The organism is Providencia sp. PROV205 (assembly GCF_028479505.1).
GTDB lineage: Bacteria > Pseudomonadota > Gammaproteobacteria > Enterobacterales > Enterobacteriaceae > Providencia > Providencia huaxiensis.
The window spans coordinates 215,493-240,209 of record NZ_JAMPNU010000005.1 but is presented as its reverse complement, the minus strand read 5'-3'; the positions used below and the strand labels follow the sequence as shown (position 1 = coordinate 240,209).

The 24,717-nt window shown below is 41.3% G+C and carries 24 protein-coding genes; 21 read left to right on the top strand and 3 right to left on the bottom strand.

Translation table 11 applies throughout. The features are described 5' to 3' along the window. Positions 1 to 20 precede the first annotated feature (20 nt). Complete coding sequence (locus PR800_RS06100; RefSeq protein WP_102137715.1) at positions 21 to 311, bottom strand: putative quinol monooxygenase; 291 nt, start codon at positions 309 to 311, stop codon at positions 21 to 23. Positions 312 to 485: 174 nt separating this feature from the next. Then, positions 486 to 3,770: a ribonuclease E gene (gene rne / locus PR800_RS06095; protein ID WP_272530389.1), complete on the bottom strand. Its 3,285-nt coding sequence runs from the start codon at positions 3,768 to 3,770 to the stop codon at positions 486 to 488. A 542-nt stretch (positions 3,771 to 4,312) separates the two neighbouring features. Between rne and rluC the strand changes: the two genes are divergently transcribed. Next, positions 4,313 to 5,272 carry a 23S rRNA pseudouridine(955/2504/2580) synthase RluC gene (gene rluC, locus PR800_RS06090; RefSeq protein WP_210842901.1) on the top strand — a complete coding sequence of 320 codons (960 nt, stop codon included), beginning with the start codon at positions 4,313 to 4,315 and terminating at the stop codon, positions 5,270 to 5,272. Positions 5,273 to 5,315: 43 nt separating this feature from the next. Here rluC and PR800_RS06085 read toward each other — a convergent pair whose 3' ends face one another. Then, positions 5,316 to 5,903 carry a Maf family protein gene (locus tag PR800_RS06085; protein ID WP_102137718.1) on the bottom strand — a complete coding sequence of 196 codons (588 nt, stop codon included), beginning with the start codon at positions 5,901 to 5,903 and terminating at the stop codon, positions 5,316 to 5,318. A gap of 143 nt (positions 5,904 to 6,046) precedes the next feature. On the opposite strand from PR800_RS06085, the gene yceD reads away from it, so the two are divergent. From yceD to PR800_RS05985, 20 genes are all read left to right on the top strand, one after another. Then, positions 6,047 to 6,571: a 23S rRNA accumulation protein YceD gene (gene yceD / locus PR800_RS06080; protein ID WP_102137719.1), complete on the top strand. Its 525-nt coding sequence runs from the start codon at positions 6,047 to 6,049 to the stop codon at positions 6,569 to 6,571. A gap of 12 nt (positions 6,572 to 6,583) precedes the next feature. After that, positions 6,584 to 6,754 (top strand): 50S ribosomal protein L32, encoded by a 171-nt coding sequence (gene rpmF, locus PR800_RS06075; RefSeq protein WP_004253223.1) that lies wholly within the window; start codon positions 6,584 to 6,586, stop codon positions 6,752 to 6,754. A 12-nt stretch (positions 6,755 to 6,766) separates the two neighbouring features. Beyond that, complete coding sequence (gene plsX, locus PR800_RS06070) at positions 6,767 to 7,807, top strand: phosphate acyltransferase PlsX (protein WP_102137720.1); 1,041 nt, start codon at positions 6,767 to 6,769, stop codon at positions 7,805 to 7,807. 9 nt (positions 7,808 to 7,816) lie between these two features. Beyond that, a complete protein-coding gene (locus PR800_RS06065) occupies positions 7,817 to 8,767 on the top strand; it encodes a beta-ketoacyl-ACP synthase III (RefSeq protein WP_102137805.1) in 951 nt (316 codons plus the stop codon). Between the two features lie 18 nt (positions 8,768 to 8,785). Next, positions 8,786 to 9,718, top strand: coding sequence for an ACP S-malonyltransferase (gene fabD, locus PR800_RS06060; protein ID WP_102137721.1), 933 nt, complete (start codon positions 8,786 to 8,788; stop codon positions 9,716 to 9,718). Between the two features lie 7 nt (positions 9,719 to 9,725). Next, positions 9,726 to 10,460 carry a 3-oxoacyl-ACP reductase FabG gene (gene fabG, locus PR800_RS06055; RefSeq protein WP_102137722.1) on the top strand — a complete coding sequence of 245 codons (735 nt, stop codon included), beginning with the start codon at positions 9,726 to 9,728 and terminating at the stop codon, positions 10,458 to 10,460. 155 nt (positions 10,461 to 10,615) lie between these two features. Next, positions 10,616 to 10,852, top strand: coding sequence for an acyl carrier protein (gene acpP, locus PR800_RS06050; protein ID WP_004253236.1), 237 nt, complete (start codon positions 10,616 to 10,618; stop codon positions 10,850 to 10,852). 77 nt (positions 10,853 to 10,929) lie between these two features. Beyond that, the gene (gene fabF / locus PR800_RS06045) at positions 10,930 to 12,180 is read left to right on the top strand and encodes a beta-ketoacyl-ACP synthase II (protein WP_102137723.1); all 1,251 of its coding nucleotides are present in this window, start codon (positions 10,930 to 10,932) and stop codon (positions 12,178 to 12,180) included. A gap of 151 nt (positions 12,181 to 12,331) precedes the next feature. Continuing rightward, positions 12,332 to 13,162, top strand: coding sequence for an aminodeoxychorismate lyase (gene pabC / locus PR800_RS06040; protein ID WP_195697340.1), 831 nt, complete (start codon positions 12,332 to 12,334; stop codon positions 13,160 to 13,162). 52 nt (positions 13,163 to 13,214) lie between these two features. Then, positions 13,215 to 14,237 (top strand): endolytic transglycosylase MltG, encoded by a 1,023-nt coding sequence (gene mltG, locus PR800_RS06035; RefSeq protein ID WP_166264647.1) that lies wholly within the window; start codon positions 13,215 to 13,217, stop codon positions 14,235 to 14,237. A gap of 5 nt (positions 14,238 to 14,242) precedes the next feature. Next, positions 14,243 to 14,872, top strand: a complete 630-nt coding sequence (tmk, locus tag PR800_RS06030; protein ID WP_166264649.1) for a dTMP kinase — start codon at positions 14,243 to 14,245, stop codon at positions 14,870 to 14,872. Between the two features lie 24 nt (positions 14,873 to 14,896). Continuing rightward, entirely contained in the window at positions 14,897 to 15,889 is a 993-nt protein-coding gene (holB, locus tag PR800_RS06025; RefSeq protein ID WP_272530388.1) for a DNA polymerase III subunit delta', read from the top strand. A gap of 12 nt (positions 15,890 to 15,901) precedes the next feature. Continuing rightward, positions 15,902 to 16,693, top strand: coding sequence for a metal-dependent hydrolase (locus PR800_RS06020; protein WP_272530387.1), 792 nt, complete (start codon positions 15,902 to 15,904; stop codon positions 16,691 to 16,693). 40 nt (positions 16,694 to 16,733) lie between these two features. Continuing rightward, positions 16,734 to 17,084 carry a purine nucleoside phosphoramidase gene (hinT, locus tag PR800_RS06015; protein WP_102137729.1) on the top strand — a complete coding sequence of 117 codons (351 nt, stop codon included), beginning with the start codon at positions 16,734 to 16,736 and terminating at the stop codon, positions 17,082 to 17,084. A 20-nt stretch (positions 17,085 to 17,104) separates the two neighbouring features. Continuing rightward, complete coding sequence (locus PR800_RS06010; RefSeq protein ID WP_102137730.1) at positions 17,105 to 17,497, top strand: YcfL family protein; 393 nt, start codon at positions 17,105 to 17,107, stop codon at positions 17,495 to 17,497. A 2-nt stretch (positions 17,498 to 17,499) separates the two neighbouring features. Then, positions 17,500 to 18,078, top strand: a complete 579-nt coding sequence (lpoB, locus tag PR800_RS06005; RefSeq protein WP_272530385.1) for a penicillin-binding protein activator LpoB — start codon at positions 17,500 to 17,502, stop codon at positions 18,076 to 18,078. 64 nt (positions 18,079 to 18,142) lie between these two features. Continuing rightward, positions 18,143 to 18,943, top strand: a complete 801-nt coding sequence (locus PR800_RS06000; protein ID WP_272530384.1) for a phosphotransferase — start codon at positions 18,143 to 18,145, stop codon at positions 18,941 to 18,943. A 64-nt stretch (positions 18,944 to 19,007) separates the two neighbouring features. After that, positions 19,008 to 20,027 (top strand): beta-N-acetylhexosaminidase, encoded by a 1,020-nt coding sequence (nagZ, locus tag PR800_RS05995; RefSeq protein WP_166264657.1) that lies wholly within the window; start codon positions 19,008 to 19,010, stop codon positions 20,025 to 20,027. A gap of 1,388 nt (positions 20,028 to 21,415) precedes the next feature. Next, complete coding sequence (locus PR800_RS05990; protein ID WP_102137734.1) at positions 21,416 to 22,768, top strand: OprD family outer membrane porin; 1,353 nt, start codon at positions 21,416 to 21,418, stop codon at positions 22,766 to 22,768. 35 nt (positions 22,769 to 22,803) lie between these two features. Continuing rightward, positions 22,804 to 24,423: a bifunctional metallophosphatase/5'-nucleotidase gene (locus PR800_RS05985; protein WP_102137735.1), complete on the top strand. Its 1,620-nt coding sequence runs from the start codon at positions 22,804 to 22,806 to the stop codon at positions 24,421 to 24,423. Positions 24,424 to 24,717: the final 294 nt, after the last annotated feature.

Here is a 24,717-nt window from a genome sequence, read left to right as displayed (position 1 = left end):
ATCTCGTTTAACTAATGCGCTTATTCAAACGCACCATTCATCAGTTTGATAATAGGGTCCGACCGCTTATAGCTATTTATGAGTGGAACAAGGCGCTGAAAATGTTCGCTGGCACAGTGAATATCTAGTGCTTCTTGATTCGGCCACTCCTCGATAAAAATAAAGTGCCCCGGATCTTTTTGGTCAACGTAAAGGTCGTAACTGATACACAATGGTTCTTGTTTGGTTGCAGCGACTAATTCACGATATAGTGGCATAACTATTTCAATCGCCTCAGTTTTAATAAAATCTTCCGCAATGACTTTTAACATGGATTTCCCTTTTCTTTATAAATAAACTGTACAAAAACACAGTAATATAAACATGAATTGGGTGAGAATACAATGTAAAAAAACGACGAGGTGATGAAATTTTTAAATTATATTGTAATAAAAAAGCCTTGATAGTTTCCTATCAAGGCTTCGGTGTTTTAAAACTATTAAGTTTTAGTGACTAGATGGTTTTGCCATTGCAGAGGTTGCGACGTTTGAAGCAACATGGCCACCTGCGCCACCTTTACCTTCAAAGGTAGAGGCTTCACGCTGATACTCTGTTATCTCAAATGGTGCAGCGGCAGTTGTAGGTGCTGGCGCTTTTGTCATTGGAGAATAAGCATGGCGTTTGTGTAAGCTGACCGCTGGGCTGCTTGCTACCGCAGCAGGCTCAACCGCTGCAACAGGTTCGATAACTTCCTCGATACGGGCAACCTCAACTGATGTAGTGACAGCAACTTCAGCATGCTGTACTTCTTCAACCACGTCATTGATCTTTTCATTAACAATAACGGGCGCCGTTTGTTCGTCCGCGATAGTAACGCTTTCAGCCACTTCTGTTTGAGCTATTTCAACCTGTGGCTCAATAACGTCAGCCACTATTGCTACAGTTTCTTTTACAGCTTCGACGGTTTCAACTTCTTGCGAAACACCAGTTTTCTCTTCGACAATAACTGGAGCTGGTTCAACAATGTGCTCGACAGCGGTTGGTTCGTTAACTAAAGAAGTTTCTACAGTCGTGTCCTGAGACTCGAGTTTAACGTCTTCAGCGACGACAGGGGCAACAGTCACATGACTTTGTGACGCGGTAACATTTGCAGTTTCAGTTACAGAAGCTTCATTAACACTTTGTTGTTCAAGCATTTCTTCATTAGTGATGATTGCCATGCTCTCTTGTTGAGACTGGGTAATCGGGTAATGAATAAATACTTTGCCAGATGCGAGCTCAGGTGAGGCAACTGCAGCAACTAATGGCATTGGTGATTTTGTTAAATGACGTTCATCACGGTAGCGACGACGACGTTGCCCACTGACACGTAAATGACGTGGTGAACGACGTGAACGACGTGGAATGATGGTGTCTTGCTTTTCTTCGTCATCAGTTTGTGCCACAGCGCTTTGACGCTCTTCTGCTTGTACTTCACCTTCAGTTTGGCTCACTGGGGCAATTGGTGCAGGCAATGCAGTAATTGGCGCAGGCGCTATTTCAGGTGTCGTTTCAACTGGAGCAATAACCTGCTCGTTATCAGTAACACGAATTTTTTGCTCTAATTGACGACGTTGACGACGAGGGGCAACAGGACGTTGTTCTTCTTCCTTTTCCACTGCATCTTCAACATTATTTTGCTGAGAATCTTGCTGGGTTTTAGCCACCTGCTGTTGACGTTTTTCATCTTGGCGACGGCGACGCTCAGTCCGTTGCTCGCGACGTTGCTGCTGGTTGTCACGATTGTTAGTCTCAGTTGTTTGTTCGTCTTGTTGGCTCGTATTCTTATTATTACGGCCTTTATTACGATTATTCGCATCATCCGATGAGGCATTGCGGTTATTGCGATTGTCGCGGTTATCACGATTGTCACGATTGTCGCGTGTTTCATTATCATCGCGGTCACGACGATTATTATTACGGCGATTATTATTGCGACGATCATTGTTCCGACGACGATCATTATTATGACGATTTTTTGGTGCAGGCTTCTCTACCACTTTTTCTTCTTCACCGAATAGGTTCTTGAAGAAAGCAGCAATTTTGCTAAATAAACCTGGTTTTGCTGGTTCTGCTGTTGCTGGTTTAACCGGCGCTTTTGTAGAGGCTTCTTTTAACTTAACAGTTGTAGATGCATCAACAGGCTCTTGCAGTGCAAAAGCAGAAATTGCAGGTTGCTCAGGTACTTTACGCTCAGCAGCAGTTTCATCACTTTGCGTTAAAGTTTCTGTCTCGTGATATTGAGCTAAGTTATAGCTTAGAGTATTTACCTCTTCACCTTTACGGATACGGATCACGTGGAAGTGAGGAGTTTGCATTTGGTCATTAGGAACAACTACAACACGAACATGGCTTTGGCGTTGTTCGATATCACTGACCGCTTTGCGTTTTTCATTCAATAGGTAAGATGCAATTTGTACGGGAACAATCGCATGTACCTCATGGGTATTTTCTTTCAGCGCTTCTTCTTCAATAAGGCGAAGAACAGACAGAGAAAGTGATTCGTTGTCACGAATGGTTCCCGTTCCTGTACAGCGAGGGCATACGTGGTGGCTTGATTCACCTAAAGAAGGGCTCAAGCGTTGACGTGACATCTCCAATAAACCAAAACGAGAGATACGGGCAATTTGAATACGAGCACGGTCTTGGCGCACAGCTTCACGTAAGCGGTTTTCAACTTCACGTTGATGCCTAACTGGCGTCATATCGATAAAGTCGATAACAATCAAACCACCTAAGTCACGTAGACGTAATTGACGAGCAATTTCATCGGCTGCTTCTAAGTTAGTATTGAACGCCGTTTCTTCGATATCACCACCACGTGTTGAGCGTGAAGAGTTGATGTCGATAGCAGTTAACGCTTCAGTGGTATCAATAACTAATGCACCGCCAGACGGTAAGCGAACTTCACGTTGGAACGCAGATTCGATTTGTGATTCAATTTGGTAGTGACTAAAGAGTGGAACATCACCACTGTAGTGTTTGATTTTACTTGCAAAATCACCACGACCAATAGCTTCGATATGGTTACGAGCCATTTCGACAACTTTCGGGTTGTCGATCAGGATCTCACCAATATCTGGGCGTAGGTAATCGCGGAATGCACGAACAATAACGTTACTTTCTTGGTGAATTAGGAACGGTGCAGGGCGATTTTCAGCCGCTTTTTGAATAGCTTCCCAATGACGTAAACGGTAGAGTAAATCTTGTTGCAGTGATTCTGCCGATTTACCTACACCTGCGGTGCGAACGATTAACCCCATGCCATCAGGGATTTCTAAAGAAGACAGCGCCTCTTTTAATTCCGTTCGGTCTTCGCCTTCAATACGGCGTGAAATACCACCCGCACGTGGGTTATTAGGCATTAAAACGAGGTAACTTCCTGCTAAGCTAATGAAGGTCGTTAACGCAGCACCTTTATTACCACGCTCTTCTTTATCCACTTGAACAATAACTTCTTGGCCTTCTTTTAACACATCTTTAATGTTAGGACGGCCTTGAGAGTGATAGTTACTTGGGAAGTATTCACGAGCGATTTCTTTGATAGGAAGGAAACCGTGTCTTTCAGCGCCGTAATCAACAAAAGCGGCTTCAAGACTAGGTTCAATACGGGTGATTTTACCTTTGTAGATATTGGCCTTTTTTTGCTCATGACCGGGACTTTCAATATCCAAATCATAGAGGCGTTGCCCGTCAACAAGGGCAACACGCAACTCTTCCTGTTGAGTTGCGTTTATTAGCATTCTTTTCATGTTATTACTTACTCATTATTTTCTTTTAAATAAGAGCAGCGAAAGAAAGAGCTACTGTAAACCGATGGCCTCGTGATTTTTACAAAACCGTCTGCCTCGCGGCAGTCGTTCGTATAGAGACGCGCAGTATTCGGTGAACCTGATTTTTAGATTAAAAATTCAGCGTTCTTAATCAGGATGCCGTAAGTTATTAAAGAAAACGGAAGTTCCTAACCCAATAAGCCAAAATTCGTTGCTCGCTAATTTATTTGATGTTGCTAAATGTCTTACGCCATTGCTGCATTGTTACGCCATCAAATAAGAAATCCTATAAAACGTTAACTTTCGTTTTTTAAACATCTCAGCAACTTCATATTATTCCATTGCCATAGCCATTATAGCAAGTGGATACGGAAGTTATATGGAAATTTTATTTAGAAATAGGATAAATCATGCAGAAAATAACCAAATTAAAAAAAAAGATAAAAAATTTTGTGGAGTCGGTATGATAGTGAAAGCGAATAAGAGCATATTTTAATCAATTAGAGTTAACGCATTCCCGAATGAATACACAAAATCAAGTTCAATTTATTGACATCAGCGATGACGAAGCTGGGCAACGTATCGATAACTTTTTGCTCACTAAACTAAAGGGTGTCCCAAAAAGTATGATTTATCGCATTATCCGCAAAGGGGAAGTGCGTGTTAACAAGGGGCGGATAAAGCCTGAATATAAATTGGCAGAAGGGGACCAAGTCCGCGTTCCACCTGTTCGGGTTGCTGAGCGTGAAACAGCCCCGGTTTCTGCTAAGCTGGATAAGGTCGCAGCATTAGCGAATTGCATTTTATTTGAAGATGACGTTCTCTTAGTGCTGAATAAACCGTCTGGTACAGCCGTTCATGGGGGAAGCGGTTTAAGCTTTGGTGTTATCGAAGGCTTGAGAGCATTACGCCCAGAAGCGCGTTTTCTTGAATTGGTTCATCGTCTTGATAGAGACACCTCAGGCATTTTATTGGTGGCTAAAAAACGCTCAGCACTTCGGGCGCTACATGAACAATTACGACTGAAGCAAATGCAAAAAGATTATTTAGCATTGGTAAGAGGCAACTGGCAGTCACATATGAAAGTTGTCCAAGCGCCTTTACTCAAAAATATTCTACAAAGTGGTGAGCGCGTTGTAAAAGTGAGTAGCGAAGGAAAACCATCAGAGACTCGCTTTAAAGTGGAAGAACGTTTTGATAATGCAACCTTAGTAAAAGCGAGCCCCGTCACAGGACGTACCCATCAAATTCGCGTACATACTCTCTATGCAGGGCATCCAATTGCGTTTGATGACCGTTACGGTGACAAACAATTTGATAGCCAACTGACAGGAACAGGTTTGAATCGTTTATTTTTGCATGCGAGCGCACTGAAATTTACGCATCCTAAAACGGGTGAAGAGATGCGGTTGCACGCTCCATTAGATAACCAGTTGAATCACTGCCTAAAAATACTGCGTAGCCGTAAAGCAGAAAAGTAAGTCATTTAATTAACTGGCAGGTTTTTCCTGCCAGTATAAATAGTTAGAGACTAAGTAATGGGTTGACTTGGTGTTGACGTAACATCTCGAGTAATAAGATAAGTGGAAGCCCAACTAATGTATTAGGGTCACGTCCTTCTAAACGTTCAAATAAACTGATCCCTAACCCCTCTGATTTAAAACTCCCAGCACATTGATAAGGCTCATCTTTGAGTAAGTAATTAGTGATTTCCTCATCAGATAGTTGCCTGAAATGAACATGAAATAGTTCACACTCAACATTAAACTTACCTGTTTCAGTATCAAGTAAACATAAGCCAGTATAAAAAGTAACCTTATTCCCTGACGCAGATTGAAGTTGTTGAAACGCATTATCAAAATTATGTGGTTTTCCTATAATTTTATTATCAATAACACAAACTTGATCAGAACCAATTACCAGATGCTGAGGGTATTGAGCAGAGAGTGCGCTAGCCTTTGCATGAGATAAACGCATGACTAAAGCTTGAGCTGACTCATTTAATATAGGGGACTCATCAATATTGGGTGCCGCTGCTAAAAAAGGTAATCCCAACTTTTTTAATAGGGCTTGTCGGTATGTCGAAGTTGACGCCAAAATAATCGATTTCATGATTTTTCTCGAAACTCGTAGCCAAAAGGGTTAACTCATTTTAAACTATAAAACGTAAAACCTACGGTTTTTTGGTGAAAAGGCGAGTTTACCCCGCCTTTTTCTTTGACTATAGCTCATTACAAAGTTAATATGCGCGCCTTATGCAAAAGGTAAAATTACCCCTGACTATCGATGCGCAGCGTGCAGCTCAGAAAAACCTCGACTATGTTGGGAGTTATACATCTGAGCAAGTTACACGAATTGCCGAATCAGTAGTCAGTGTAGACAGTGATGTAGAAACCGAATTATCATTTAATATTGATAAACAACGACTCACGGTTATCGAAGGGAAATCCGATGTGGATCTCACCCTCCAATGCCAACGTTGCGGGAAAAATTTCAAGCATCATGCCTACGTATCGTATTGTTTTAGTCCTGTCGTCAATGACGAAAAGGCCGAAGCATTACCGGAGCTCTACGAACCGATTCAAATTGATGAATTTGGTGAAATAGATTTGCTGGGAATGATAGAAGATGAAATAATTCTATCCTTACCAGTGGTTCCGGTTCATGATTCTGAACACTGTGAAGTGTCCGTAGCGGACATGGTGTATGGTGAACTGCCTCCTGAGGCAGAAAAACCAAACCCATTTGCCGTATTAGCCAGTTTAAAGAAAAGTACTTAAGGAGTAAGGTCAATGGCCGTACAACAGAATAAACCAACTCGTTCAAAACGCGGTATGCGTCGTTCACATGATGCACTGACTGCAACCCTAGTTTCTGTAGATAAAACTTCCGGTGAAACTCACCTGCGTCACCATGTGACTGCAGATGGTTACTACCGTGGCCGTAAGGTTATCAACAAGTAGTTTGTTGTTACCTTGGCTAATCTAACCATTGCGTTAGATGCTATGGGCGGGGATGTTGGTCCCCGCGTCACGGTGCCTGCTGCATTGCAGGCACTGGCATCTAATCCAGCACTCAAATTACTGCTTGTCGGTCAACCCGAAGCCATTCAACCTTTGCTTGCACATCAAAGTGCTGAGCAAATTTCGCGTGTCGAAATTATTCCTGCAGACGGCATTATCGCAAACGATGCAAAACCATCAAACGCGATAAGGCAAAGTAAAGGAACATCGATGCGAGTGGCCTTAGAGTTAGTGAAGACAGGGCAGGCACAAGCGTGCGTGAGTGCAGGGAATACGGGTGCGCTGATGGGCTTAGCGAAATTAATGCTAAAGTCTATAGAGGGGATTGAGCGCCCAGCGCTAATGACAATCTTACCTAATCAGCAAAAAAGCCAAACAGTAGTGCTAGATTTAGGCGCTAATGTTAACTGTAGTAGTGATATGCTCGTCCAATTTGCCGTAATGGGTTCCGTGATGGCTGAGGAAGTGGTTAACATTTCTAAACCGAGAGTTGCGTTACTGAATATTGGCGAAGAAGAGAGTAAAGGGTTGGATAATATCCGCGAAGCCGCCTCAGTATTAAAAGAAACGACATCAATTAACTACATTGGTTATGTAGAAGGTAACGAGTTACTGACAGGTAAAACCGATGTGTTAGTGTGTGACGGCTTCGCAGGTAATGTCTCATTGAAGACGATGGAAGGCGTAATACGCGTCATTCTTTCATTGATAAAATCGACCGGTGATCAACATAAAAAAAGCAGTTGGTTTATGCAACTAGCGAAAAAATGGTTAAAAAAACGTTTAATGAAACGTTTTGGGGACATGAACCCCGACCAGTATAACGGTGCGACTCTGTTAGGATTAAAAGGTATTGTCATCAAGAGTCACGGTGCAGCGAATGAAGGCGCTTTTAAAGCTGCTATTGACCGCGCAGTACAAGCTGTTGAAAAACAAGTCCCAGAAAGAATAACAGCGCGACTAAATATTGTTTTACCCAGGAGTGATCAATAACCTATGGCTATGTACAGTAAAATCTTAGGAACCGGCAGCTACTTACCAGCACAAGTACGTACCAATGCTGATCTGGAAAAAATGGTTGATACTTCTGATGAATGGATTGTGACACGCACTGGCATACATGAAAGACGAATTGCTAACGAAGACGAAAGTGTCTCAGTGATGGGGTTTCATGCTGCGAAGAATGCTTTAAGCATGGCGCAAGTTGATGCAACTGACATTGGCTTGATTATCGTTGCAACCACATCAGCAACTCACGCTTTTCCTAGTGCAGCTTGCCAAATCCAACAAATGCTTGGCATTCAAGATTGTGCCGCATTTGATGTTGCAGCCGCATGTGCAGGTTTTACCTATGCAATTAGTATTGCTGATCAATTCGTCAAAACGGGTATGACCAAAAAAGCATTAGTGATTGGTGCCGATGCATTATCTAAAACATTAGACCCAGCAGACCGTGGCACGATTATTTTATTTGGTGATGCGGCAGGGGCTGTTGTTATTGGTGAATCTGAAGAACCGGGTATTATTTCGACACATTTACATGCCGATGGCCGTTATGGGGATTTACTCACATTACCTAACCGTAGCCGCTGTTCTGAAGACCCTGCATATTTAACCATGACAGGTAACGAAGTCTTTAAGGTTGCAGTGCGCGAATTAGCTCATATTGTTGATGAGACATTAGCACAGAGCGGCATTGCGAAAGAAGAACTTGATTGGCTAGTCCCACATCAAGCAAATTTAAGAATTATTTCTGCGACGGCAAAAAAATTAGATATGACAATGGATAAAGTCGTTGTCACATTAGACCGTCACGGTAATACTTCTGCAGCATCAGTTCCTACAGCGTTGGATGAAGCGGTGCGCGATGGCCGTATTCAGCGTGGTCAACTTGTGCTTTTAGAAGCCTTCGGTGGTGGTTTCACTTGGGGCTCTGCATTGGTTCGTTTTTAATTAACTGAGAAAATAGACATGACACAATTTGCTATGGTATTTCCCGGGCAGGGTTCTCAGTCTTTAGGTATGTTAGCGGCACTGGCTGAAGAAAATCAGTTGGTTGAGCAAACATTCGCTGAAGCATCGGAAGCATTGGGTTACGATCTCTGGGCGTTAGTACAAAATGGGCCAGAAGAAGAATTAAATAAAACATGGCAAACACAGCCTGCTTTATTAGCAGCGTCTGTGGCGATTTTCCGTGTTTGGAAAGAAAAAAATGGCGTAATGCCTACAATCATGGCAGGCCACAGCCTTGGGGAGTATTCAGCTTTAGTTTGTGCCGGTGTTATCGACTTTAAACAAGCGATTAAATTGGTCGAATTGCGCGGGAAACTCATGCAAGAAGCGGTTCCTGAAGGCACTGGTGCAATGTATGCCATCATTGGTTTAGATAACGAATCAATTGAAAAAGCCTGCCAAGAAGCCTCTCAAGGTCAAGTGGTTTCACCGGTTAATTTTAATTCACCGGGCCAAGTTGTGATTGCGGGTGAAAAAGCGGCCGTTGAACGTGCGGGTGTCGCATGTAAAGAAGCGGGTGCAAAACGTGCATTGCCATTATCCGTTAGCGTACCTTCACATTGTGCATTAATGAAGCCAGCTGCTGATAAATTAGCCGAAGCGTTAGAAAAAATTGATTTTTGTGAGCCAGGCTATCCAGTTATTAACAATGTTGATGTTAAAATTGAGAAATCGGCACAAAATATTCGTGATGCTTTAGTCCGTCAACTGTATAATCCAGTACGCTGGACGGAAACAGTAGAATTGATGGCAGATCAAGGTGTTGAACATCTAATTGAAGTAGGCCCAGGGAAAGTATTGACTGGTCTTACCAAGCGAATTGTCTCTAAATTAACTGCCGTTGCAGTCAATGATCCTGTATCATTAAGCACTGCTTTAGAAAATAGCTGAGGACGACATGAGCTTTGAAGGAAAAATTGCACTGGTAACAGGCGCGAGTCGTGGAATTGGTAAAGCGATTGCTTTAACTCTAATTGCTCGCGGTGCTACTGTTATCGGAACAGCAACCAGCGAAAAAGGCGCAGAAGCCATTACTGCTTATCTTGATGGAAAAGGTAAAGGTTTAGCGTTAAACGTGACTGATACAGCATCAATCGAAGAAACTTTGACCAAAATCCGCGAAGAATTTGGTGAAATTGATATTTTGATTAATAATGCAGGTATCACTCGTGATAACCTATTGATGCGTATGAAAGAAGATGAATGGCAAGATATCATTGACACCAATCTTTCATCCGTTTACCGTTTGTCTAAATCCGTTTTGCGTGCCATGATGAAAAAACGTTGTGGACGTATTATTTCAATTGCATCCGTTGTTGGTGTAATGGGAAATGCGGGGCAAACTAACTATGCAGCAGCGAAAGCAGGGTTGATTGGTTTTAGCAAATCATTGGCTCGTGAAGTCGCTTCTCGTGGTATTACTGTCAACGTCGTTGCACCTGGTTTTATCGAAACTGATATGACTAAAGCATTGACAGATGAACAGCGTGCAGGCATTTTATCTCAGGTTCCTGCGGATAGACTGGGTGATGCACAAGAAATTGCCAGTGCTGTAGCGTTTTTAGCTTCTGATGAAGCTGCTTACATCACAGGTGAAACATTGCATGTCAATGGTGGCATGTACATGATCTAAAGAAATGATGGAACTATTTGCATTTTTAATGTTATCCAACGCTAAATAATGCAAAATAATAGTTCCAACAGCCGGGATTGGGTTGTATCTTTTCCTGTATTTCATAAACTACGAAAACCATCGCGAAAGCGAGTTTTGATAGGAATTTTAATAGTATGAGCACTATCGAAGAACGCGTTAAGAAAATCATCGTTGAACAACTGGGTGTTAAAGAGGAAGAAGTTGTAAATACAGCTTCATTTGTTGATGACTTGGGCGCTGATTCTCTTGACACAGTTGAGCTGGTTATGGCTCTGGAAGAAGAGTTCGATTGCGAAATCCCTGACGAAGAAGCTGAAAAGATCACAACAGTACAGGCTGCGATTGACTACGTCGAGAACGCATCTAAATAATTGTACGAAAACTTATCTAGGCGATCACTCGATCGCCTATGTTTCTTTTGTAACTTTTCCCTCCTTGGAGGAAATACGTGTCTAAGCGTCGTGTAGTCGTAACCGGACTGGGCATGTTATCTCCTGTCGGCAACACAGTTGAGTCATCATGGAAAGCTGTTTGTGACGGACAGAGTGGTATCAGCCTAATCGATCATTTTGATACTACTAACCACGCAACTAAATTTGCTGGCTTAGTAAAAGATTTCAATTACGAAGAATTTGGCATCTCCCGTAAAGATGCAAAGAAAATGGATCCATTTATCCAATATGGTATCGCGGCTGGCTTTCAAGCCTTCAAAGATGCTGGATTGGAAGTAACAGAAGCCAATGCTACCCGAATTGGTGCAGCGATTGGTTCTGGTATTGGTGGGTTAGGCTTAATTCAGGACAACTGTGAGTCATTACTGCACGGTGGACCTCGTAAGGTAAGCCCATTCTTCGTACCATCAACCATCATTAATATGGTGGCTGGTCATTTAAGTATTATGTACGGTTTCCGTGGCCCAAGTATTTCAATTGCAACCGCCTGTACATCAGGTGTGCATAATATTGGCCATGCTGCACGTATGATTGCTTACGGTGACGCGGATGTAATGGTTGCAGGCGGTGCTGAAAAAGCGACAACACCACTCGGTGTAGCTGGTTTCGGTGCAGCAAGAGCATTATCAACACGTAACGATGACCCGCAAGCGGCAAGTCGCCCATGGGATAAAGACCGTGATGGCTTTGTTCTGGGAGACGGCGCAGGTATCATTATTCTTGAAGAATATGAACATGCCAAAGCGCGTGGTGCAAAAATTTATGCAGAAATTGCAGGTTTTGGGATGAGCAGTGATGCTTATCATATGACATCACCACCTGAAAATGGTGCGGGTGCAGCACTTGCAATGGAAAACGCACTGAATGACGCAGGAATTAAAGCGAGTGACGTGGGGTATATCAATGCTCACGGTACTTCAACCCCTGCTGGTGATTTGGCAGAAGCGCAAGCGGTTATTAATGTATTTGGTGAAGGTACTGACGTATTAGTCAGCTCAACTAAATCAATGACGGGGCACTTACTTGGTGCAGCGGGTGCTATTGAGTCAATCTTCACCATTTTGTCATTGCGCGAACAAATTGTTCCACCAACCATCAATCTGGATAACCCAGATGAAGCGTGCAAACTGGATTTTGTTCCAGGTGAAGCCCGTAAAGTGGACAACATGGAGTTTGCTCTGTGTAATTCATTTGGTTTTGGTGGTACCAACGGTTCATTAATTTTCCGTCGTTATCACGGCGAGTAATTAATCTACTACCGTTATTAATTAGCCCTAGTCACTTAATTGTGGCTGGGGCTTTATTTTTTTCAGTTCTTTGCACAGTTCTTCGCTTTAGTTTATGATGATCCCACTTGATTACTGTCTGATTTATCAGCTTTTATTATAAGTAATATCAATGTCATATTGGGTTAATGGGCAGCTTTGCCAGCAAATAAGTGTTACCGATCGCGCAGTCTCTTTTGGGGACGGCTGCTTTACGACCATACACGGTGTTAATCAGCAAGCTAAAATGCTAGATGAGCATATTGCTCGGTTAAAACATGATAGCCAGAGGTTGAGAATTGCACAGCCAGATTGGGAAAGCTTGGCAGAGCACTTAAAGCAGATTTGTACAGAACAAACTCAAGACGAGTTTGTGATTAAAGTGATCCTGAGCCGTGGTGTCGGAGGCCGGGGATATAGTGCTAAAGGTTTTACTTCACCGACGGTGATAGTGAGCGTTTCTCCCTTTACAAATAACTATGTTCAACTGCAGTGCAAAGGAGCGCGCTTAGTTCTTAGCCAAATTCCATTAGCTCGTAACCCATTGTTAGCTGGTATGAAACACCTCAACCGCCTAGAACAAGTTCTTATTAGACAAGAGGTTGATGAACTTGGTGCAGATGAAGCGATTGTGCTAGATACCGACGGCATTATTATTGAATGCTGTAGTGCGAATGTTTTCTGGCGAGTTGGGCAAACTGTGTATACTCCAATTTTATCTCACAGTGGTGTGAATGGATTAATGAGACAAAAGATCATATCACTGTTAGAGGATAGCCAGTACCATCTTCAACAGGTCGAACGCTTTGCTAATGTTTTAAATCATTGTGATGAAGTGATCATTTGTAATACGTTGATGCCTGTTTTGCCGGTACAAAGTATTCAAATGAATAAACAGTGTCCACCATTGCAATTTGCGTCCCGCGAGTTGTTTGAGTATTTATTTTTGCGTTGCAAAATTTAGTTTTTATAAATGAATTAATTATTACCAACACACGCATTGAAATGGTCAATAAATGAAATTAGCCAAAAAAATCATTCTAATCGCCGTTACCTTGGCTGCTATTGTCGCAGCTGCGGTCTATTGGCAATACCGTCAAGTATTGGACTATGCCAAAACGCCTATCAACATCACACAAGAAAAAATCTTCACGGTGCCTGCGGGGACTGGACGTGTTGCGTTTGAAGGGCTACTTATTGAAGATAACATTCTTGAAAAAGGGAATGAATTTCAATGGTTACTCAAACTACGACCTGAACTGGCTCAGCTAAAAGCGGGAACTTACCGTTTGCAGCCGGGGATGAATGTTGAACAGCTATTACAATTAATTGTGAGTGGAAAAGAAGCCCAGTTTTCGATCCGTTTTATCGAAGGTAATCGTTTAAGTGATTGGGGTAATATTTTACGAGACGCTCCTTACTTAGAGCCTAAAACTACCAACTTAACCCCGACTGAACTGCATTCCCTCATTGGCTTTAACGGGGAAGGCACTTTAGAAGGGTGGCTATATCCTGACACTTATTTATACACAGCAGGGACAACCGATGCTGAAATTTTGAAACGTGCCTATAAACGTATGCAAAATAGCCTTGATGAAGAGTGGAAAGGGCGTGATAGGGATTTACCCTATAAAAATGCCTATGAAATGCTTATCATGGCTTCGATTATTGAGAAAGAAACCGGTATCGATAGTGAAAGATCTCAAGTCGCTTCGGTGTTTGTTAATCGCCTAAAGAAAAATATGCGTCTGCAAACTGACCCAACAGTCATCTATGGTTTAGGTGAAAAGTATCGTGGTAAAATTTATCGTAGTGATTTAGATAATTACACACCGTACAATACCTATAAGATTGATGGTTTGCCACCAACACCGATTGCAATGCCAAGCCTTGCATCACTGAAGGCAGCAGCGCATCCGGCTAAGACGGATTACATATTCTTTGTCGCAGATGGTAAAGGTGGGCATACTTTTAGTCGTAATTTAAACGACCACAATCGTGCCGTTAAAGTTTACCGCCAATTTGAACAGCAAAACTGATAAAAATGAAAAACCAATTTATTGTTATTGAAGGACTTGAAGGCGCTGGTAAAACGACCGCAATCAATACAGTTGTGGAAACGTTGAACCAAGCAGGGATCACGGATATTGTTTTCACCCGTGAACCGGGAGGCACGCCATTAGCAGAGAAATTACGCGAGCTGATAAAACAAGGTATTGCGGGTGATAAAGTTACTGATAAGGCGGAGTTGCTAATGCTATATGCTGCCCGTGTACAACTGGTCGATACAGTGATCCAACCTGCATTAGCAGCAGGTAAATGGGTGGTGGGTGATCGCCATGATTTATCTTCCCAAGCTTATCAGGGCGGCGGACGTGAGATTGACCGCGACTTAATGAAATCATTACGTGACTTGGTGCTAGGTGAATTCAAACCTTCATTAACGTTATACCTTGATTTACCACCTGAATTAGGTTTGCAGCGTGCAAGGTCACGAGGTGAATTAGATAGAATTGAAAAAGAATCGTTAGCCTTTTTTGAAAGAACACGCAGCCGTTATCTTGAACTTGCTGCTGGCGACAAAACGATACTCACTATTGATGCAAGCCAAAACATTGAGCAAGTACAGCAAGATATTCGGCAAACGCTGACAGAATGGCTCGCGCGTGCCTGATAAACCACATAAGGTATTAATCCCATGAATTGGTATCCTTGGTTAAATGAACCTTACCGACAAATCATTACTGCGTACCAAAGCGGTCGAGGCCACCACGCGTTACTGCTTCATTCTATACCGGGAAATGGGGCGCAAGCGCTGTGTTATGGCGTGAGTCGTTGGCTTATTTGCCAAGAAAGAGACGGGTTAAAAAGCTGTGGGCAGTGCCATAGTTGCCGTTTGATGCTCGCAGGTCATCATCCTGATTATCATATTATTGAAGTAGAAAAAGGAAAATCTACTGTTAGTGTTGATGCAGTTAGGAAATTAATTGAAACCTTAAGTCGCCATGCACAGCAAGGTGGCAACAAAGTGGTGTATATCCCACAGGTTGAAGCATTGACAGATGCAGCAGCGAATGCCTTATTGAAAACATTGGAAGAGCCTGCAAAGGATACTTATTTTTTATTAGGAAGTGATAAACAAGAGAATTTGCTAGCGACTATTCGCAGCCGCTGTTTAAGTCATTTCTTGCCAACACCTGACTCACAAATTGCGCTCTATTGGCTTCAAAAGCAAAAACCGGGTATTGCGACTGAAAATGCGATAACAGCATTAAAAATATGCCAAGGTGCGCCAATTTCTGCGCTGGCCTTACTGGACGAACAACGTTGGCAAAAACGTAATGCGCTGTGCCATAGTTTAAGTCACGCATTGCAAACGGGTGATATGCTGAGTTTGCTGCCTAGTTTGAATATCGATGAACTGCCTGATGCCTTAAATTGGTTACTCAGTTTATTTGCGGATGCGATTAAAATTCAACAAGGGGCTGGGGTTTTTTGCATCAACCAAGATAAGCAAGCTCAAGTCCTGCAATTAGCTGGTGCTATGAATCGTACTCAGTTAATAAATATGTATGATAAGTGGTTATATTGCCGTCATCAATTAATGACAGTTCCTGCTCTGAATCAGGAACTGATCCTGACAAATCAATTATTACAATGGGAAGCTTCACTGGCTGTCCCTACATTTTAAAAAGAGTTAAATATGTTTGTTGTTGATTCACACTGTCATCTCGACTGTTTAGATTATGAAAAATTGCACACAAATGTCGATGATGTTATTGCAAAGGCCTCGGCTCGTGATGTTCACTTTATGTTAGCTGTTGCAACGACGTTGCATGGTTTTGAAAGCATGAAGAAAATGATTGGCATGCGAGACAATATCGCTTTTTCATGTGGTATCCATCCTCTTAATTTAGATGAAGGGTATGATTTCGCTCGATTAGCACAATTAGCCGCAGGAAACGAGGTCGTTGCGTTAGGGGAAACCGGGCTGGATTACTATTACCAGCAAGAAAATGCCGCGTTGCAACAAGAGTCTTTTCGTCAGCACATTCGCATTGGTCGCGAAGTTAATAAGCCAGTCATTGTGCATACTCGTGCGGCACGAGAAGATACCTTATCGATTTTGCACGAAGAAAACGTGATGGATTGTGGCGGGGTATTACACTGCTTTACTGAAGATAAAGATACGGCAGTGGAACTACTCGATTTAGGCATGTATATCTCATTTTCAGGGATCGTCACATTTCGTAACGCAGAACAAATTAGAGAAGCCGCTCGTGTTGTCCCTTTAGATCGCATTTTAGTTGAAACTGACTCACCTTATTTGGCTCCTGTTCCTCACCGTGGTAGGGAAAACGAACCTGCGTATGTTCGTGATGTCATTGAATATATGGCAGTACTGAAGGGCGTTAGTGTTGAACAGCTCGCTGAAATTACGACGCAAAACTTCAATCGTTTGTTTCATTTAAATGTTGGTACAGGTAACGTATAAATTAGTTCACAAGAACGATTAAATGACTAAGGAAATTGAAATGGCAGAAGAAACGATTTTCAGTAAAATTATCCGTCGCGAGATCCCCGCAGATGTGGTTTATCAAGATGAACTTGTCACGGCATTTCGTGACATTTCGCCACAAACACCATCACACATTCTTATCATTCCTAATAAATTAATTCCGACTGTCAATGATGTCACTGCGGATGACGAGCTTGCGTTAGGCCGTTTGTTTACTGTTGCGGCTAAAATTGCCAAAGAAGAAGGGATTGCAGAGGATGGTTACCGTTTAATCATGAACTGTAATGAACACTCGGGGCAAGAAGTCTTTCATATCCACATGCATCTAGTGGGTGGTCGTCCATTAGGGCCATTATTGGCTAAGTAATAAGGGATAAGGGATCGACAATGAACCGTATTGCATTACTTGCTTTGGTAACAATGTTGCTAAGTGGTTGCATCTTTAAAAAGACACAAGGGCTGGTTTTTAATGAGCAACAACGCATCATTATGGAGCCAGCAGTACTCGCACAAGGGGTCATTGTCGAAAACCCAGTGATAGGTAGTGAAAACCATCAAACCATTGCCACGATTAATATGAGTAATACTCAATCTGAAGTGGTGACTATTGCTTATCGTTTATATTGGTATGATAAGCAAGGGTTAAAAGTGGAAACTTCAAATACCTTGTATCAGCCGATTGCAGCGAATTCCGTTGCGAAAGTTCGTGCTGTGACTTCCTCTCCACGTGCAACAAATGTACGTGTTCATGTATTTTTATCGCCAAAGGCCGGAGAGTAATAATGAAACGCATCTTAATGGTTGCTGCCGCTACATTAATTTTGGCTGGGTGCCCTTCATATCCACCTCAACAACCTGGCACTCAGCCACCGATTGTCCCCGTAGAGCCGGAAAAGCAACCTGAAGTAACGCCACCACCCATTGATGTTGTTCCAACTCCACCAAAACAGCAAACAACAGATTGGTCAGCGTCTATTACGCCTTTAGTTAACCAAATGGTGACTGAGGATGGCGTTGAAAGCGGCAAAGTCCTGTTAGTTGATTCAGTGAAAAATAATACGAACGGTTCATTACCTGTGCAAGCGGTGACATCAGCCATGACAACCGCAGTTGAGAATACAAATCGCTTTAAAGTTGTTCCTGCCAGTGTGGTGAGTTCTGCGCGTAAAACTCTCGGTTTATCTCAAGAAGACAGCTTGGTAACCCGTAGCAAAGCAATTGGGTTAGGTCGCTATGTCCAAGCGGATTATGTCATTTACAGTGTGATGTCAGGTTCAAACAAAAAAAGAAGCCTTGAAATGCAATTGATGGAAGTGCAATCAGGTGAAATTATTTGGACTGGAAAGCACAATATTGAGTAACTCGCAGTTACTTTTTCAACTGTTAGTGACGTGCTTTCCTACAATCTCGGTACGAGATTGGGAAATGTCCCCGCTAGCAGGGCTGTCAGGAGGAAGTTATTTGCTGCAATGTTCTTTGCCTGGCAGCCAAGTAAAGCTTATCGCACGTGCTGATGGAAATGCACAAACCGCGTTGTATGTTAACCGAAAGAAAGAAGCGCGGATATTACAGCAATTACGTGCTTTTTCCTTTACACCGAAAGTGATTGGTCGAAATTCACAATGGTTATTATTAGGGTGGTGTGAAGGGCAACACCCTGATAATCATGTTTTTTTGCAGTCTAGTTTTCAGTGCGAACTTGCGAATATAGTCACACAATTACATCGCGCACCACTGTTGGGGTATCACTTACAACTCCGTGATGAAATATCGCATTATGGCTATTTAATCGATAAAAAACGGTTATCACCTCGTTGGAAAAAATTACATCATCATTTCACCTCTGCTGGTTTTCCTAAAACGCTAAAACTTGCCCCTGCCCATATGGATATTCATGCTAAAAATATTGTTTGCACACCAACAGGGCGATTACTGTTATTGGATTGGGAATATGCGGCAAATACAGATATCGCGTTCTCTTTAGAAACCTATTTTCAATTTAATGGTCTGAGTGATATTCAGCGAGGTTTTTTCTTGACGCAATATTGTGACATTCACGGTGCTTATCGAGACAAACAGCAATTGGCTGAAAGCTGTCAATTGTGGGCACCTTGGGTAAAATATATGACATTAATGTGGTATGAAGTGCAGTGGCATGAAAGCCAGTCATCTGACTTTTTGTTACACTCACAGTCATTACGACAATATTTTGGTTTATTAGGTTGATGGCCAAGGGCTATCAGAAAACAGTATCGGATTAAGTTAATTAGTTTAATAAGTGAGGCATGTTATGGGTCCTATAATGCTAGATGTTCAGGGTTATGAATTGGACAACGAAGAGCGCGAAATATTAGCTCACCCATCCGTGGGAGGGTTAATATTATTTACCCGTAACTTTCATGACGCAGCACAATTACGAGAACTTGTTCGCCAAATTCGTGATGCATCAAGACACCGGTTACTGATAGCGGTTGACCAAGAAGGCGGTCGAGTACAACGTTTTCGTGATGGTTTCACCGCATTGCCTTCTGCTCAGGCATTTGCTGCACTCAATAGTGAAATGGATGGTGCTAAGCTTGCTGAAGAGGCTGGCTGGTTAATGGCATCAGAGATGATAGCCATGGATATTGATATTAGCTTTGCACCTGTTTTGGATCTTGGTCATCAAAGTATTGCGATAGGTGAACGCTCATTCCATGAAGACCCAGAGATTGCGATGGTTATGGCGGAGCGTTTCATTAAAGGTATGCGCAGTGCGGGTATGAAAACGACAGGGAAACACTTTCCTGGTCATGGTGCAGTGAAAGCCGACTCGCATAAAGAAACGCCACGGGATGATCGCACGTTGGAGAAGATCCGTGGTAAAGATATGTTAATTTTTAAAGACTTTATCCAACGAGAGTTACTCGATGCGGTTATGCCTGCCCATGTTATTTATACCCAAGCGGATGATCGTCCCGCGAGCGGTTCACCATTTTGGTTAAAATCGGTATTGCGTGAGCAGCTTGGTTTCCAGGGGGTCATCTTTTCTGATGATTTGTCTATGGAAGGCGCGGCAGTGATGGGGAGTTACCCTGAGAGAGCACAGGCCTCACTGAATGCGGGGTGTGACATGATTTTAGTCTGTAATAATCGTGAAGGTGCCGTCAGTGTTTTAGATAACTTACCGAAGCAATATGATAGCCAAGCCTCTAAACTATATCATAGTGGTCGACAATACAGTTTGACAGAACTACAAGCCGTTGAGCGTTGGAAAGAAAGTCATCGGCAACTGGTTGATTTACATGAGCGTTGGCAAGAACACCGCTAATAATTTCGATTACATTTAGTATATCTAAAAGCCAGTATTTTATTTACTGGCTTTTTTGCATAAATACGCATAGCAAAGGGACACTATTTTGTATAAAGAAGATGGTGATATCATTGCTCATATTAAAAGTTACCCGTAACGTTATCAATAATTGCACAGTTAATCACAATAATATATCTAATCGTATTAGATAAAAATCAATCAATATTTATTTTGCTCTCTAAAATAATTAGAGAGTATTTTATTGATTTAATCATTTTAAGGTTCATTGTTTGAAATAAAAAAGTGAAATTGTTGATAGTTTGACTTGTTGGTATTTATATTTTTAGTTTATATGAAATGATTAACTAATAATTTGCATTACAGCTTGCTTTTTATGCGATTAAAAGTGTTCAATATGACTTTGAGCCATTTAATAATGAAATAGGTTACTTTCAAAAGTTAAAGAAAATTTAAATAAATGAAAAACAAGATAAGTAAAACAACGTTTGATAGCTAAATAATACTTATCATTTATCCGAGATTTACTTGATCGCAATTGGCCTGTAGGGAAATGTACTTTCTCTTGTGATGTGCTATATAGAATAATTGTGGATTGAATATATATCTACAAACAGTATGTATTCATGTGAAAATTTTTATTAGGTTATATTTTATTCATTACTCTTTATATCTATAAAGAAAGCAGTTTACAGATATCCATTTAAATTTATGTTTTAACTGGTTATAAATGAATTGATTCTGAAACCCTATCCAAAATAAAGGTTTATACCTTAAATTCCCCTAAAATGAAGTGTGACTGCGATCACTGTTGGTAGGTAGTTTAATGCAACTGATGTAACGCGTTGTGACAGCGATCGTTTTAATTGACATAAAATTACGATAGCATTCATATTATGAAAGATTTATGACAATTTAGAGCGATAAGTAATCAGTTAAAAAAAACAGCAATTTAATGGTTGCACTTTAAGTTAAATATTCAAATTTATTTGAGATGATTATTTCTCAGGGGAACACTTTGTCATAAAAAATAGAGTGAAATTTTTTCTTAATGAATTAATGCGGTGTCGGTAAATACAGTACCGTAATGTGAGGTTTAAGCCAAACAAACACCAAATATGAGTATTTATCGCTATTGATTCAATAATGTACTTTGGAATTCCTATAAGGAATATTTCTATTCATAGTAATAAGTAAACACAAATACAGGGAAATACTGTATTGAATTTTATATTTAAAATGACTTATGTGTTTGAAATGGATGTGTCCGTTTGTCTTTAAGTGAAATTGTTTTATTAAGCTAAAAATAAAAAATGGTGTTTTGTTGTTCATGGAAACATGGCACAGCATAAAATTAATTCAAATAATCATTAACTAGGTTTATTCCAATGAAAGTTAAAAATATTGCGTTATTAATGCTTTCTCCTTGCTATTTAGCGGTAGCAATGGCAAATGCCAGCAACTGGGAAGATTCTATCAAGGAAAACTCATTCATTGCGGATTCGGAGCTAGAGCTGTCAACCCGTAACATGTGGAAATACTTAAAAACAGAAAACCGTTTTGATAAAAACGAAAACCGTTATAGAAAACAAGTCGCAAATGCTTGGGGTCAAAACTTCCAAGCAGATTTCAAATCAGGTTATTTCGCGGATGTCATTGGTTTTGATGCCTCTTATTACGGCGGTATCAAACTGGGGGCAAGTAAAGACTTCGCCTCCCGTGCAATTTTATATAACGATGATGGCCATGCGAAAGGGTATAACAAAATTGGTCAACGTTATGCAAAAGTAAAACTGGACCTTGAACCAGTAAAATTTAATGCGAAAGCAGGTTGGTTTACGCTGAAAAATACGGGTATTTTCACGAATTCACAGCGTTTATCATTGAACAGTTATAGCGGTTACTACACTAATACTGCGATCAGTGACTGGAGTTTGGATTTATTATATCTCGATAAGAAAGTCATGCGTCGTGATAGTCCAAACATTGATGCTATGTATTTTACTGATGCAAATGGCGTTCGACACAATGTCAATCATGTCATCACCGGTGGAATTAACTACAATACTAAGCCATTGAAAGTGCATTATTTCTATGGGCAAGCGGATGATTTATTCCGTCAACAAGGCTTAGAAGCAAAATATAAGCTGACTTCAGATGTGACACTTGGTACACAAATCTATAACCATGAATACGGTAGTGATGGTAAACGTACTGAAACCGATAAACAAAAAGGGAAGCGTAATTTTGACAAACGTGCGTGGCACTATGCAGGAACGGCAGAATGGCGTATTCCTGAGTCGCCTTGGACGTTAAGCACAGGTTTAACTTATACCCAAGCGAAAAAAGCAAATGGTGTCGGCCAGTTTGCGCGTAACCCAATTGGTAACACCCGTGGTCGCTTTAACTCCCCAGCTTATGCAGATATCGACTACGTACGTGATGGTGAAACCATGGTCGCTATGGCCGCAGAGTATCGTATTAGTAAAGAGCTTTCTGTTGGCGCACGTACTAACTATTCAGAATTTAAATATGAAGGTGAAAGATTAAAACAAGGTCAATTTGGTCTATTTAGTTATTGGAAACCAACTGAAAATCTTTCTGTTTCGTTAAGTGGTGGTCTGGGCTGGCACCATCGTCAGGAAAACGATTACACGACGCCAAAATTATATGATGGCCACTCACGTCGCGCACACTCGTTATCTGGTTCAATGACAACAACTTATCGTTTCAAAATGTAGTCGATAGTTGAAAAGGATTAAAAAAGGTAAGATAAATGAAACATAAAATTGGATTACTCACACTGCTCATTTCCGGTGCACTTTTGGCGGGTTGTGCTTCCAAAAATACGGATACAGTAAAAGTACAAGTCATTGGTATAAATGATTTTCATGGGGCTTTACAAGCACCGGGCGATGGTAAACTAGGTGGCATTGAGTCAATTGCGACGCTAGTTAATCAATTAAGAGCGCAAAACGATAAAACCATCGTTGTGGGCGCAGGTGACTTAGTCGGAGCAAGTCCGCTATTGTCATCAATGTTCTACGATGAACCCACTATTGAAGCGCTAAGTGCGATTGGTATGGAAACCAGTGCAGTGGGTAACCATGAGTTCGACAAAGGTAAAGAAGAGCTGCTGAGAAAGCAAAATGGTGGCTGTCACCCAACGGCTGGTTGTGTGGGTAAAGATTCCTTTGCAGGGGCTGACTTTAACTACTTAGCTGCCAACGTTATTGTTAAAGAAACAGGTGAAACACTGTTCCCATCTTACTTTATTAAAGAGTTTGATGGTGTTCCAATGGCATTTATTGGTTTAACGTTAGAAGGTACGCCGGCTATCGTAACTCCAAGTGGAACCGCAGGTTTAGAATTCAAAAATGAAGTTGAAACTATTAATAACCAAGTGAAATTATTAAAATCACAAGGTATTAACAGTATCGGTGTTCTGATCCATGAAGGCGCAACACAACAAGTTGATACCAAAGTTAAAGATATTAACCGTTGTGATAATATCAAAGGCCCAATTGTCGATATCGTCAAACAATTAGATGCGAATGTAGACTTTGTTATTAGCGGTCATACACACCAAGCTTATAATTGCGAAATCAATGGGATGACCGTCATTTCTGCCCAATCTAATGGGACTTTATTGTCTCAATTAAACATTGAGATTGATAAAAACACGAAAGATATCGTTAGCATCAATGCAAAAAATATCCCTGTTGAAACGAGTCGCTATGAGAAGAACCCTGAGTTAACCACGTTCGTACAAAAATACGAAAAAATTGCGTTACCTATTTCGCAACAAGTGATGGGGTCTTTAACGGCCAATGTGGATAAAAAATTACTCCCTGCGGGTGATTCAACTTTAGGTAAGATTATTGCTGATGGTCAATTATATGCGGCCTCTAGCAAAGAAGCGGGCGGTGCTCAAATTGCATTTATGAACAGTGGCGGTATTCGTGCTGACATGAAAGCAGGTGAATTGACGTATGGTGATATTTTCACTGTCCAACCATTCTCTAACGTGGTTGTCACACAGTCGCTAACAGGTGCGCAAATTAAGCAAGCGCTTGAACAGCAATGGGATCGTGCTCGTCCACAGGTCATGCCTGTTTCTAAAGGTTTTTATTACGAGTGGGATGACAGCCGCCCAGTGGGTGACAAAGTCATTCAAAAATCAATGAAATTAAATGGTAAGCCGCTAGACATGAACAAAAGCTATCGTGTTGCTGCGAATGAATTCTTAGCAACAGGTGGTAGCCGTTTCTCTGCTTTCAATCAAGGTAAAGACCGTGTTTATAGCCTGCCAGATAACGAAGCGTTAATGCAATACTTTAAAGATAACTCACCAGTTTCAGTTCCAACTGATGTGCGTATCAAGAAAATTAAATAATAAAATTTAATGTTTCATAAAAAACTCTGAGGGTGTTTATCATCCTTAGAGTTTTTTTTTGCGCTCTATTTAGGTTCATATTGAAAGTGATTGGGGGGTAATTGATTGTGCGTCACAAATTAAAGAATGATAGAATAATAATTCTCATTATCATTACACTGTTTGCGGATTTAAACAATTGATTGATATAAATGCTAAAAAGCTGACTCGATTCGTTCTGGAGAAAAAATGATTTGACGAATGTGATCGTAGTCATAATAATCAACTAAATTGATATGAATCAATATTTGGTAT

Bases quoted from the DNA above. Each gene is read 5' to 3' on its own strand.
- PR800_RS05985 (WP_102137735.1), top strand. From the start codon at position 22,804: ATGAAACATAAAATTGGATTACTCACACTGCTCATTTCCGGTGCACTT.
- yceD (WP_102137719.1), top strand. From the start codon at position 6,047: ATGCAAAAGGTAAAATTACCCCTGACTATCGATGCGCAGCGTGCAGCT.
- PR800_RS06020 (WP_272530387.1), top strand. From the start codon at position 15,902: ATGTTTGTTGTTGATTCACACTGTCATCTCGACTGTTTAGATTATGAA.
- pabC (WP_195697340.1), top strand. From the start codon at position 12,332: ATGTCATATTGGGTTAATGGGCAGCTTTGCCAGCAAATAAGTGTTACC.
- PR800_RS06065 (WP_102137805.1), top strand. From the start codon at position 7,817: ATGTACAGTAAAATCTTAGGAACCGGCAGCTACTTACCAGCACAAGTA.
- acpP (WP_004253236.1), top strand. From the start codon at position 10,616: ATGAGCACTATCGAAGAACGCGTTAAGAAAATCATCGTTGAACAACTG.
- lpoB (WP_272530385.1), top strand. From the start codon at position 17,500: ATGAAACGCATCTTAATGGTTGCTGCCGCTACATTAATTTTGGCTGGG.
- fabG (WP_102137722.1), top strand. From the start codon at position 9,726: ATGAGCTTTGAAGGAAAAATTGCACTGGTAACAGGCGCGAGTCGTGGA.
- mltG (WP_166264647.1), top strand. From the start codon at position 13,215: ATGAAATTAGCCAAAAAAATCATTCTAATCGCCGTTACCTTGGCTGCT.
- PR800_RS06100 (WP_102137715.1), bottom strand. From the start codon at position 311: ATGTTAAAAGTCATTGCGGAAGATTTTATTAAAACTGAGGCGATTGAA.
- fabD (WP_102137721.1), top strand. From the start codon at position 8,786: ATGACACAATTTGCTATGGTATTTCCCGGGCAGGGTTCTCAGTCTTTA.
- PR800_RS05990 (WP_102137734.1), top strand. From the start codon at position 21,416: ATGAAAGTTAAAAATATTGCGTTATTAATGCTTTCTCCTTGCTATTTA.
- PR800_RS06010 (WP_102137730.1), top strand. From the start codon at position 17,105: ATGAACCGTATTGCATTACTTGCTTTGGTAACAATGTTGCTAAGTGGT.
- tmk (WP_166264649.1), top strand. From the start codon at position 14,243: ATGAAAAACCAATTTATTGTTATTGAAGGACTTGAAGGCGCTGGTAAA.
- nagZ (WP_166264657.1), top strand. From the start codon at position 19,008: ATGGGTCCTATAATGCTAGATGTTCAGGGTTATGAATTGGACAACGAA.
- PR800_RS06085 (WP_102137718.1), bottom strand. From the start codon at position 5,903: ATGAAATCGATTATTTTGGCGTCAACTTCGACATACCGACAAGCCCTA.
- holB (WP_272530388.1), top strand. From the start codon at position 14,897: ATGAATTGGTATCCTTGGTTAAATGAACCTTACCGACAAATCATTACT.
- rluC (WP_210842901.1), top strand. From the start codon at position 4,313: ATGAATACACAAAATCAAGTTCAATTTATTGACATCAGCGATGACGAA.
- rne (WP_272530389.1), bottom strand. From the start codon at position 3,770: ATGAAAAGAATGCTAATAAACGCAACTCAACAGGAAGAGTTGCGTGTT.
- hinT (WP_102137729.1), top strand. From the start codon at position 16,734: ATGGCAGAAGAAACGATTTTCAGTAAAATTATCCGTCGCGAGATCCCC.
- PR800_RS06000 (WP_272530384.1), top strand. From the start codon at position 18,143: ATGTCCCCGCTAGCAGGGCTGTCAGGAGGAAGTTATTTGCTGCAATGT.
- rpmF (WP_004253223.1), top strand. From the start codon at position 6,584: ATGGCCGTACAACAGAATAAACCAACTCGTTCAAAACGCGGTATGCGT.